This is a genomic window from Pseudomonas sp. TE24901 (genome assembly GCF_054058375.1).
In genome coordinates this window covers 67,118-78,183 of sequence record NZ_JBSSAF010000023.1, presented here as the reverse complement: position 1 = coordinate 78,183, position 11,066 = coordinate 67,118, and the positions used below count along the sequence as shown (strand labels likewise).

The 11,066-nt window shown below is 64.0% G+C and carries 9 protein-coding genes; 8 read left to right on the top strand and 1 reads right to left on the bottom strand.

Annotation, left to right across the window (positions count from 1 at the left end; genetic code table 11):
* The first annotated feature begins 314 nt into the window (after positions 1-314).
* From ACVWVP_RS29850 to ACVWVP_RS29815, 8 genes are all read left to right on the top strand, one after another.
* Positions 315-1,406, top strand: coding sequence for a serine hydrolase domain-containing protein (locus ACVWVP_RS29850; protein ID WP_457409645.1), 1,092 nt, complete (start codon positions 315-317; stop codon positions 1,404-1,406).
* The gene (locus ACVWVP_RS29845; protein WP_178925844.1) at positions 1,403-1,717 is read left to right on the top strand and encodes an amidase; all 315 of its coding nucleotides are present in this window, start codon (positions 1,403-1,405) and stop codon (positions 1,715-1,717) included. Before ACVWVP_RS29850 ends, ACVWVP_RS29845 begins: the two co-directional genes overlap by 4 nt.
* Positions 1,718-1,865: 148 nt before the next feature.
* On the top strand, positions 1,866-3,041 hold the full coding sequence (locus tag ACVWVP_RS29840) for a M20 aminoacylase family protein (RefSeq protein WP_457409642.1): 1,176 nt from the start codon (positions 1,866-1,868) through the stop codon (positions 3,039-3,041).
* A 62-nt stretch (positions 3,042-3,103) separates the two neighbouring features.
* Positions 3,104-4,414 (top strand): citrate-proton symporter, encoded by a 1,311-nt coding sequence (locus tag ACVWVP_RS29835; protein WP_178925846.1) that lies wholly within the window; start codon positions 3,104-3,106, stop codon positions 4,412-4,414.
* The gene (locus ACVWVP_RS29830) at positions 4,411-5,853 is read left to right on the top strand and encodes an amidase (protein WP_457409639.1); all 1,443 of its coding nucleotides are present in this window, start codon (positions 4,411-4,413) and stop codon (positions 5,851-5,853) included. Before ACVWVP_RS29835 ends, ACVWVP_RS29830 begins: the two co-directional genes overlap by 4 nt.
* Before the next feature lie 64 nt (positions 5,854-5,917).
* Positions 5,918-6,676 (top strand): IclR family transcriptional regulator, encoded by a 759-nt coding sequence (locus ACVWVP_RS29825; protein ID WP_259171755.1) that lies wholly within the window; start codon positions 5,918-5,920, stop codon positions 6,674-6,676.
* A 207-nt stretch (positions 6,677-6,883) separates the two neighbouring features.
* Positions 6,884-7,462: a YceI family protein gene (locus tag ACVWVP_RS29820; protein ID WP_457409637.1), complete on the top strand. Its 579-nt coding sequence runs from the start codon at positions 6,884-6,886 to the stop codon at positions 7,460-7,462.
* A gap of 1 nt (position 7,463) precedes the next feature.
* On the top strand, positions 7,464-8,621 hold the full coding sequence (locus ACVWVP_RS29815; RefSeq protein WP_178925850.1) for a phospholipase D-like domain-containing protein: 1,158 nt from the start codon (positions 7,464-7,466) through the stop codon (positions 8,619-8,621).
* Positions 8,622-8,768: 147 nt separating this feature from the next.
* Here ACVWVP_RS29815 and bglX read toward each other — a convergent pair whose 3' ends face one another.
* Positions 8,769-11,060, bottom strand: coding sequence for a beta-glucosidase BglX (gene bglX / locus ACVWVP_RS29810; protein WP_457409636.1), 2,292 nt, complete (start codon positions 11,058-11,060; stop codon positions 8,769-8,771).
* Positions 11,061-11,066 lie beyond the last annotated feature (6 nt).

Sequence of the window (11,066 nt, the reverse complement as noted above, 5' to 3'; positions counted from 1 at the left end):
AATCCGTGGGTAACCCGGCAGGACGCCGGGTTAGCCGCCCCGCGCCATGGATGGCGCGTGGCGGCGGCCCACGGATTCAAGCCTTCGTTCGGGCACACCGAGCCTAAGCGAGGTGCCGAGTGTTGGGGCAAGAGCCCTTTTGGTTACTTTTGGGGCTCTTTTCCAAAAGTGACCCGCCGTAAGGGCGGAACCCATACCCGCCATCCCCCAAATAACGGATATGCCCCCAACCCCCCCCCACCCCCCGGTCACAAAACCGTCATCCCCCTCATCTAGCCTCGCGACCACGAATGCCCCCCCGTGAGTCCGTATCCATGTTCAGAGGCCTGCTATCCGTCGCCCTCCTGCTAGTCACCGTCACCGTCACCGTCACCGTCACCGCCCACGCCGAGACCTGGCCAGACAAGGACTGGGCCAAGGGCACGCCGCTCGCAGGCCCCGCCGTCGATGCCCTGAATGCCTACGCTTTTCCGCCTCGTGATGACACCTCCCGCAAGGGCATTCGTACCGATGCGCTGCTGGTGATCCGCGACGGCGAAGTCATCTATGAACGCTACGCAGCGCCCACCACTGTCAGCACGCCGCACCTGACCTGGTCCGTCAGCAAGAGCCTGATGGCGACGGTATTGGGCGTGGCCTACGGCGAAAACCGCTTCAAACTGACCGACCCGGCCGCACGCTTTTACCCGCCGATGAAGCAGCACCCCAAGGTCACCATGGCCGACCTGCTGCACTGGGCCTCGGGCCTCGACTGGCAGGAAGACTACGAATACGCCCCGCTGAAATCCTCGGTGGTGGCGATGCTCTACACCCGTGGTCACGCCGACATGGCCGACTTCGCCGCCGATACGGACGCCGCCAGCGCGCCCGGCCAGGTGTTCCGCTATTCCAGCGGCGACACCAACATCCTGTCCGCCACGCTTAAAGGCATGCTCGGCCACAAGGCGTATATGAGCTACCCGTGGGACGCGCTGTTCAAACCGCTGGGCATCCGCAGCGCCACGTGGGAAACCGATGCCGACGAGACGTTCGTGGCCTCGTCCTACGCCTACCTCACCGCCCGCGACCTGGCACGCGTCGGCCTGCTGATGGCGCGTGACGGTCGCTGGGGTGAGCAGCAATTGCTGCCCAAGGACTGGGTCGCCTTCAATCGCCAACCCTTCGCCAATTACCGGGCCGGCCAGGATGAAGCCGTGCCGGGCGGCCATTGGTGGCTCAACAAAGGTGCGCCGAGGCCTTGGCCGGATGCTCCCGGTGACACGCTCGCCGCCCTCGGCCACTGGGGCCAGGCGTTGTACGTGATGCCCGCCGAACACCTGGTGATCGTGCGCTATGGCGATGACCGCGACGGCAGCTACCGCCACAACGATCTGCTCAAGCACGTGCTCGCGGCGGTGCAACCATGATCCGTCGCCGGCCGTTTACCAGTGTATTTCTGTTGCTGCTGCTCGCCTTGCTGGGCTGGATCTGGCACGAGCGCGTCAACCTGCAAGCCTTCCCCGACATCATTGCGGCGTACACGGCGAAGGAGTATTGCTCGTGCCGTTATGTCGAGAACAACCCGGCTGACTATTGCCGGGGCTACGTGAAGCAATACGTGCCCACCAGCGCGTTCAGCGACAACCCCGAGCGCAGCGAAGTCATCGCCAGCGGGCTGGGCCGCACCCACACCGCCCGCTGGCTCGGCGACCGCCACGGCTGTCGCCTGACGCCCTGACCCACCCCACAGGGTTCGGTGACCAACACTAAAACCCTGAGGTTCCACAGGGTGGAACCACCTTTGATTGTCCTCCTGCGCACATCGCGGTTAGCTGGCGGTGTGCAGCAAACAAGAACGGGAATACCCGCCTGTGAGGAGAATCACCATGCGCCCCCACCAGCACATCCTGGATTGGCTCAGCGACGTTGCCGGCGACTTGCACGCCGTGCGCCACGACATCCACGCCCATCCTGAACTCGGCTTTGAAGAGAATCGCACCAGCGCCCTGGTCGCCCAATCCTTAAAAGGCTGGGGTTACGAAGTGCACACCGGCATCGGCAAGACCGGTGTGGTTGGTGTACTGCGCAACGGCAGCAGCTCACGCACCCTGGGCATTCGTGCCGACATGGACGCCTTGCCCATCGTCGAAAACACCGGTGCGGCCTACACCAGCCAACACGCCGGTTGCATGCACGCCTGCGGCCATGACGGGCACACCACCATGCTGCTGGGTGCCGCCCGTTACCTGGCAGCCACGCGGCAGTTCGACGGCACGTTGAACCTGATCTTCCAGCCCGCCGAAGAAGGCCAGGGCGGTGCCGAAGCCATGCTGGCCGACGGCTTGCTGGAGCGTTTCCCCTGTGACGGCCTGTTTGGCATGCACAACATGCCTGGCCTGCCGGCGGGGCATCTGGGCTTGCGCGTGGGGCCGATGATGGCCTCCCAGGATTTGCTCACCGTGACCCTCGACGGCGTCGGCGGTCATGGTTCCATGCCGCACCTCACGGTGGACCCGCTGGTAGCGGCAGCGAGCATGGTCATGGTGTTGCAGACGGTGGTGGCGCGCAATATCGACACCCAGGAAGCTGCCGTGGTTACCGTCGGCGCCCTGCAAGCGGGCCAGGCGGCCAACGTGATTCCGCAGCAAGCGCTGTTGCGTTTGAGCCTGCGCGCACTCAACCCGGCAATCCGCGAACAGATGCTGGCGCGCGTGTTCGCCATCATCCAGACCCAGGCCGCGAGCTTCGGCTGCACCGTGCAGATCGAGCATCGCCCGGCGTACCCGGTGCTGGTCAACCACCCCGAAGAAACCGAGTTCGCGCGCGAGGTCGGCGTGGCCTTGCTCGGCGCCGAGGCGGTGGACGGCCACACCCGCACGCTGATGGGCAGTGAAGACTTCGCCTGGATGCTGCAACGCTGCCCCGGCAGTTACCTGTTTATCGGCAACGGCGTGTCGCGGCCAATGGTGCATAACCCCGCCTATGACTTTAACGACGACATCCTGCTGACCGGCGCCGCCTACTGGGGCGCGCTGGCCGAGAGCTGGCTCAAGCCTGCCTGACGCCCTCACTTTTTTTCTGCCGCTGGACCCTTTCCCACGTTCGGTTGAATGGAGTGTTCCTCATGCAGACTTCACACACAGGCGTCTCCCGCACCCGCCAGGTGGTGGCGGCCGTGATCGGCAATGCGCTGGAATGGTATGACTTCATCGTTTACGGCTTTCTGGCGAGCATCATCGCCCGGCAGTTCTTCCCCTCGGACGATGAGTACGCGTCGCTGTTGATGGCCCTGGCCACCTTTGGCGTGGGCTTTTTCATGCGCCCGGTGGGCGGCATCCTGCTGGGCATCTACTCCGACCGCAAAGGCCGCAAGGCGGCGATGCAGTTGATTATCCGGCTGATGACGGTGTCCATCGCGTTGATCGCCTTCGCGCCCAACTACGCTGCCATCGGCATGGGCGCGCCGTTGCTGATCGTGGTGGCGCGTATGCTTCAAGGCTTTGCCACCGGCGGTGAATACGCCAGCGCCACGGCGTTCCTGGTGGAAAGTGCGCCGGCCCATCGCAAGGGCTTGTATGGCTCCTGGCAATTGGTGGGCCAGTGCCTGGCGGTGTTTGGCGGCGCGGCCATGGTGGCGGCGGTTACGCACTTCTTCTCGCCGGCAACTCTTGACCTGTGGGGTTGGCGCCTGCCGTTCGTGTTCGGCTTGCTGATCGGCCCGGTGGGGCTGTGGATTCGCCGGCACATGGAAGACCCGGAGGCATTCATCGAAGCCCGCAAACAGGCGACCGGCCCCGCGCCGAGCCTGATGCAGGTGGTGCGCGAACACCGGCGCAGCATTCTCGTGTCCATGGGCCTGGCCTGTGGCGCGACGGTGTCGTTCTATGTGGTGCTGGTGAACATGCCGACCTTCGCCCACAAGAACCTCGGCCTGCCGCTGGACCAGGTGTTGATGGTGCAGATGTTTGCGGTGGCGCTGATGACCGTGGTGATCCCATTGTCGGGCCTGGCGTCCGATCGCTTTGGGCGGCGGCCGGTGTTGATGGCGTTCACCCTGGCGTTTTTTGTGATGGTCTACCCGCTGTATGTGTGGGTGGCCGCCGCGCCATCCATTGAACGCTTGATGGTGATGCAGGTGCTGCTGTGCACGGCCATTGGCGGATTCTTCGGCCCCGCGCCGACCGCGTTGGCCGAGCAGTTCCCCATCGAAGTGCGCTCGACGGGCGTGTCGGTGGCCTATAACGTGGCGGTCATGGTGTTTGGTGGGTTTGCACCGCTGATCGTCACCTGGTTGAGCAAGGTGCTGGGCACGCCGGTGGCGCCAGCCTTCTATGTGTTGTTCGCGTGCGTGCTGACGCTGCTGGGCACTTACTGCATGCAGGAAGCGCCGCGCGCCAAACAGTCGCAGCCGTTTTCCAAAGAGGTGAAGCCTTGAGTATTGTCGATTGGGATGCCACGCAGCTGTCGCAGGCGATCCATGCGCGGCAGGTGTCGTGTGAAGACGTGATGCAGGCGTATCTGGCACAGATCCAACGCTTCAACCCGGGCGTGAATGCGCTGGTGTCGTTGCGTGATGCCGATGAGGTACTGGCCGAAGCCCGGGCCTGTGACCGTGAGTTGGACCAAGGCCGGTCGCGCGGCTGGATGCACGGCATGCCCCAGGCGATCAAGGACCTGGCGGCCACCCGAGGTTTGCGCACCACCTTGGGTTCGCCGCTGTTCGCCGAGCAGGTGCCGAGCGAAGACGCCATTAGCGTGGGGCGGGTGCGGGCCAGTGGCTCGATCATCATCGGCAAGACCAACGTGCCGGAGTTCGGCCTGGGCTCGCACACCTACAACAGCCTGTTCGGCACCACCGGCAACGCCTATGACCCACGCCTGAGCGCCGGCGGTAGCAGCGGCGGGGCAGCTGTCGCATTGGCCTTGCGCATGCTGCCGGTGGCCGATGGCAGCGACATGATGGGCTCGTTGCGCAACCCTGCGGCGTTCAACAATGTGTTTGGCCTGCGCCCGTCTCAAGGGCGCGTGCCCCACGGGCCGATGCCGGAACTGTTCGTGCAGCAACTGGGCACCGAAGGCCCGATGGGCCGCAGCGTGACGGATGTGGCGCGGTTGCTGAGCATCCAGGCGGGTTACGACCCTCGGGTGCCGCTGTCCTCCAAGGATGATCCCGCCGTGCTCGGCCAGCCGTTGCAGCGCGACTTCAACGGCGCACGCTTGGGCTGGCTGGGGGATTACAACGGCTACCTGCCGATGGATGACGGCGTGATGAGCCTGTGCGAATCGGCCCTTGGCGACTTCACCGCGCTGGGCTGCGAAGTGGAAAGCTGCCAACCGGATTTTTCCCTGGCGCGCCTGTGGCGCAGCTGGCTGGTGCATCGTCACTGGCTGGTGCACGGCAACCTCGGCGCGGCCTACGCCAACCCGCAAAAACGCGCGCTGCTCAAACCCGAGGCGCAGTGGGAAGTGGAGGGCGGCCAGGGCTTGAGTGCCCAGCAGGTGTACCAGGCGTCGGTGGACCGCAGCGAGTGGTACCGCGCCCTGGCCAAGCTGTTCGAGCGTTACGATTTCCTGCTGTTGCCCACCGCTCAAGTGTTCCCTTTCGATGCACAACAACCCTGGCCACGCCTCGTCGGTGGGCGCGAAATGGACACCTACCACCGCTGGATGGAAGTGGTGATCGGCCCCACCCTGGCCGGTTTGCCAAGCATGAGCGTGCCGGTGGGCTTCAACCCTCAAGGGTTGCCCATGGGCGTGCAGATCATTGGCCCCGCCCAGGCGGACCGGGCGGTGTTGCAACTGGCCTACGCCCATGAACAGCTGACGCAATGGGTGCAGCGTCGCCCGCCGACCTGCCTTGAATCGGCGCGTTGAGGCACGACCGGGCCTGTATCTTGCTGTGAACAATGATCATCCACCGGCATCAGGGAGATCGAACATGGAGACAGGCACGGTACGCTCGGTTGAACGTGCATTGGCAATCGTCGAACTGCTGGGCGAACACCAGGCCCTGGGGCTGGAGGAATTGCATTACCTCACGCGCCTGCCCAAGGCCACCGTGTCGCGCATGTTGCTGACCCTGCAGGACCAGGGCTGGGTTTATCGCGGCTTGAGCGACCGGCGCTACCGCCTGCGTGCCCAGCGCCTGTTCGGCGACAGCCAGCAACGCTTCAAGCGCCAGGTGGTGGAAAGCGCCGCACCGTGGCTGCTGGAACTCAGCGAACGCACCGGGTTGGTGGTGGACTTGTCATGCTTTGACGGTGAGCGCCTCGAAGTCATGGAAAGTGCGATTCCTGGCGTGCTGCGCAAACTGTATCCCAACAATTGCCAGATCGTCGGCCAGCATGCGAGCCTGTTTCATTCGGCGATGGGCAAGGCATGCCTCACGCAATTGCCGGCCGAGGAAGTGCAGCGCCTGGCGGGCCGTGACCATGTGGCGGCGCACGAGCAGTACGATGCCTGCGAGAGAACCCAGCACCAGGGGTTTGGCCAGCGCACCGAAGGCTACTGGGAATACCCGGTGCGCCTGCCGTTCCTGATCCGCGCCGTGGCCTTGCCGGTACAGGCCAACGGCCGCCTGGTGGGCAGCATGGCGCTGCATTGGCCGATGCACCAGGCGCCGGTGGAGCGCGTATTGAACCTGCACATGGCCAGCCTGGAGCAGACCGTGCGGGAAGTGCAGCGGGCGCTGGCCTGACAGTCACCGCCTCCTCACTGAGGGAATTGTGGTTTATGTGGGAGCCGGGCTTGCCCGCGATGCAGGCAACTCGGTCTGTCAGTGACACCCAGTCGATGCAATCGCAGGCAAGCCAGCTCCCACACAAGCCCGCTTCCACATTGGATTTGCGCGGTTCATGACATTGCGCTTAAGGTTCGTTCAGGTTTTTCGTCCCATGAGTCTTCAATGTCAATCAAACCCCTGGCCTTCGCCCTGCTGGCCGCCGCTGCCGCGCCTGCCCACGCCGACTGGTACCTGGATAACGAGTCGTCACGCCTGTCGTTCGTCACCACCAAGAACACCGACATCGCCGAAGTGCAGCGCTTCCTGGTGCTGCACGGCAAGGTCGACAGCAAAGGTGCTGCGCAATTGGAAGTCGAGTTGGAGTCGGTCAACAGCGGCATTCCATTGCGCGATGAGCGCATGCGCAACCAACTGTTTGAGATCAAGACATTCCCCGACGCGCTGATCAACGCGCAGATCAACCTGCAACCGATCAATGATTTGGCGCCCGGCGCGCAACTGGAGTTACGCCTGCCGTTGGCCGTGACCCTGCACGGCAAGACCCAGACCTACAGCGCCGAGCTGCTGGCCACGCGCCTGGACGACCGGCGTTTCCAGGTGGTGACCCTGGAACCGCTGGTGGTGCACGCCGAGGACTTTGACCTGGTGCCCGGCGTGGCCACGCTGCGTAAAGCGGCGGGGCTCGAATCGATCAGCCTGTCGGTGCCGGTGGGTGCGGTACTGATCTTCACGGCGCGCTGACATGAGCGGCGCGGTGTTCCCCTGGCGCAGCGCCAACCGTTTCGAGTTGCTGATCGACGGACCGCAGTTCTTTCCGCAGATGCTGGTGGGCATTGCCCGGGCCGAGCGCCAAGTCGATCTTGAACTGTATTTGGTGGAAGCCGGCGCCTGCGCCGATGCCATGGTGAGCGCCCTGGTGCAGGCCGCCGAACGCGGTGTGCGCGTGCGTTGCCTGTTTGATGATTACGGCAGCCTGGCCTTTACCCTCGGCTTGCGCAAACGCCTGACCGACGCCGGCGTGGAGCTGCGTTTTTACAACCGCCTGAGCTGGCGTCGGTGGATGCGCAACCTCTACCGCGACCATCGCAAAGTGTTGCTGATCGACCAAGGCGTCACGTTTGTCGGCGGCACGGGGGTTACCGATGAATTCTGGACGCCGGGTAACGACAGTGCCGATTGGCATGAAGTGATGGTGCAGATCAGCGGCCCGCTGGTGATGGACTGGCAGGCGCTGTTCGACCGTCAATGGCACGCCAACGCGGCCCGTCGCGAGTGGAAACCCGCCACCCATTTTGGCTTGCCGCGTTTGCCCAAGCTGCCGGCGAGCGGCCCGGGTCTGGGCCGTGTCGCCTACGCTGACGCCCGCCAGCATCGCGACATTTTGCAATCGTTGATTCGCGCCCTGAACAGCAGCCAGACCCGTATCTGGCTGGCCACGCCGTACTTCCTGCCCACCTGGAGTGTGCGCCGAGCCTTGCGCCGTGCGGCCGGGCGCGGGGTGGAGGTGCGTTTGCTGCTCACCGGCCCGCGCACCGATCACCCGTCCGTGCGTTACGCCGGGCACCGCTATTACCCGCGCCTGCTGCGCTCGGGCGTGCAGATCTTTGAATACCAGCCGTGCTTCCTGCACCTGAAGATGGTGCTGGTGGACGATTGGGTCAGCGTGGGCTCGTGCAACTTCGATCACTGGAATTTGCGCTTCAACCTGGACGCCAACCTGGAAGCACTGGACCCGGCGTTGACGCTGGCAGTGGCGGGCAGTTTCGAGCGGGATTTTCAACAGAGCCAGGCAGTGAGCCTGGAGGCGTGGAAGGCGCGGCCATTGTGGCGGCGGGTGAAGCAGCGGGTGTGGGGGTGGATTGACCGGTTGGTGGTCAACCTGCTCGACCGACGCGGCTAAGAAGCACACCGCAAAACAAATGTGGGAGCGGGCTTTTGTGGGAGCTGGCTTGCCTGCGATGGCATCACCTCGGTATGACTGACACACCGAGGTGCCTGCATCGCGGGCAAGCCCGGCTCCCACACAAGCCGGGTTTACAGCCTTGTGTTACAGCAGTTCGAAGGTCTGCTGCTGCACATCCTGGGAATCCAGCCCGATCTGCACATTGAACTCGCCCGGCTCTGCCGCGTACTTGAGCTGGGTGTTGTAGAACTTCAAGTCGTCCTCGGTGATGGTGAAGTGCAACGTGCGCTCTTCACCCGCCTTGAGCATGACTTTCTGGAAGTTCTTCAGCTCCTTGATCGGGCGGATCATCGAGCCCGCCACATCCTGGATGTACAACTGCACCACGGTTTCGCCATCCACCTTGCCGGTGTTCTTGACGGTGACGCTGGCGTCGAGCTTGCCGGTCTTGTTCAGCGTGGTGGACGACAGCGCCATGTCCGACAGGCTGAAGCGGGTGTAGCTCAGGCCATAACCGAACGGAAACAGCGGCCCGGTGATGTCATCGAAGTACTGCGAGGTGTAGTTGCCCGGCTTGCCAGGGGTGAACGGGCGGCCGATGGTCAGGTGGTTGTAGTAGGTCGGAATCTGCCCCACCGAACGTGGGAAGGTGATCGGCAGCTTGCCCGACGGGTTGTAGTCACCGAACAGCACGTCGGCGATGGCGTTGCCGCCTTCGGTGCCGGCGAACCAGGTTTCCAGGATCGCGTCGGCCTGTTGGTTTTCTTCCAGGATCGACAGCGGACGGCCGTTCATCAGCACCAGCACCAGTGGCTTGCCGGTGGCCTTGAGGGCCTTGATCAGGTCGCGCTGGCTTTGCGGGATGTTCAGGTCGGTGCGGCTGGACGACTCGTGGGACATGCCACGGGACTCACCCACGGCCGCCACGACCACGTCGGCGTTTTGGGCCGCCTTGACCGCTTCGTCGATCAGTGCCTGCGGCGAACGAGGGTCATCCACCACTTCCGGGGTGTCGAAATTGAGGAAGTTGAGGTAGTCGACCACCGCCTTGTCGTTGGTGATGTTGGCACCGCGTGCATACACCAGCTTGCCTTTGCCCGCGAGGGCGTCGGTCATGCCTTTAAGCAGGGTCACCGATTGTGCCGGACGGCCGGCAGCGGCCCAACTGCCCATGATGTCGATGGGGGCATCAGCCAGTGGGCCGACCAGTGCGACGGTCGCCGATTTCTTCAGCGGCAGGGCGTCGTTCTGGTTCTTCAGCAACACCAGGCTGCGGCGCGCGATATCACGGGCCTCGCTGCGGTGCAGTCGGTCTTCGGAATAGGTGTCGACCGGGTCATCCTCGGCCTTGCCAATGCGCAGGTACGGGTCCTTGAACAGGCCCATGTCGTACTTGGCGGCGAGCACTTCGCGCACGGCGTTGTCGATGTCGCTTTGCTGGATTTCGCCGGACTTGAGCAGACCCGGCAGTTCCTTGCCGTACAGCGAGTCGTTCATGCTCATGTCGATGCCGGCCTTGATTGCCAGCTTCGCCGCTTCACGGCCGTCCTTGGCCACGCCGTGCTTGATCAGCTCGACGATTGCGCCATGGTCACTCACGGCCAGGCCCTTGAAACCCCAGTCCTTGCGCAGCAGGTCATTCATCAGCCAGGTGTTGGCGGTGGCGGGCACGCCGTTGATCGAGTTCAACGCCACCATCACGCCGCCCGAGCCGGCCTTGATCGCCGCGTGGTACGGCGGCAGGTAGTCCTGGTACATCTTGACCGGGCTCATGTCGACCACGTTGTAGTCGCGACCGCCTTCCACCGCGCCGTACAGGGCGAAGTGCTTGACGCTGGCCATGATGCTGTCGGCGTCGGCCGGGCTGACACCCTGGAAGGCCTTGACCATCACTTCGGCAATGCGTGAAACGAGGTAGGTGTCTTCACCAAAACCTTCGGAGGTGCGGCCCCAGCGCGGGTCGCGGGAGATGTCGACCATCGGCGCAAAGGTGATGTCGAGGCTGTCGGCGGCGGCTTCCTGGGCAGCGATGCGCCCGGAGCGGCCGATGGCGTCCATGTCCCAGCTGGAGGCGAGCGCCAGGCTGATCGGGAATATGGTGCGATGGCCGTGGATCACGTCATAGGCGAAGAACATCGGGATCTTCAACCGGCTGCGCATGGCCGCGTCCTGCATCGGACGGTTTTCCGGGCGGGTGATAGAGTTGAACGTGCCGCCGATGCGACCGGCGGCGATTTCCTTGCGGATCAGCTCGCGGGGCATCTCCGGGCCGATGCTGATCAGGCGTAATTGGCCTATCTTTTCATCGAGGGTCATCTGCTTGAGCAGGTCGTTGACGAACGCGTCCTTGTCCTTTGGCGCGGCGGACCCTGTTTCAGCCCAGGCGGGGTGGCAGGCCAACGTGGCCACAAGGCCGAGCAAACACAGCTTCTTCATGAATAT

Coding starts and splice junctions, on each gene's coding strand:
- ACVWVP_RS29845 (WP_178925844.1), top strand. CDS start 1,403: ATGATCCGTCGCCGGCCGTTTACCAGTGTATTTCTGTTGCTGCTGCTC.
- ACVWVP_RS29840 (WP_457409642.1), top strand. CDS start 1,866: ATGCGCCCCCACCAGCACATCCTGGATTGGCTCAGCGACGTTGCCGGC.
- ACVWVP_RS29825 (WP_259171755.1), top strand. CDS start 5,918: ATGGAGACAGGCACGGTACGCTCGGTTGAACGTGCATTGGCAATCGTC.
- ACVWVP_RS29815 (WP_178925850.1), top strand. CDS start 7,464: ATGAGCGGCGCGGTGTTCCCCTGGCGCAGCGCCAACCGTTTCGAGTTG.
- ACVWVP_RS29820 (WP_457409637.1), top strand. CDS start 6,884: ATGTCAATCAAACCCCTGGCCTTCGCCCTGCTGGCCGCCGCTGCCGCG.
- ACVWVP_RS29835 (WP_178925846.1), top strand. CDS start 3,104: ATGCAGACTTCACACACAGGCGTCTCCCGCACCCGCCAGGTGGTGGCG.
- ACVWVP_RS29850 (WP_457409645.1), top strand. CDS start 315: ATGTTCAGAGGCCTGCTATCCGTCGCCCTCCTGCTAGTCACCGTCACC.
- bglX (WP_457409636.1), bottom strand. CDS start 11,060: ATGAAGAAGCTGTGTTTGCTCGGCCTTGTGGCCACGTTGGCCTGCCAC.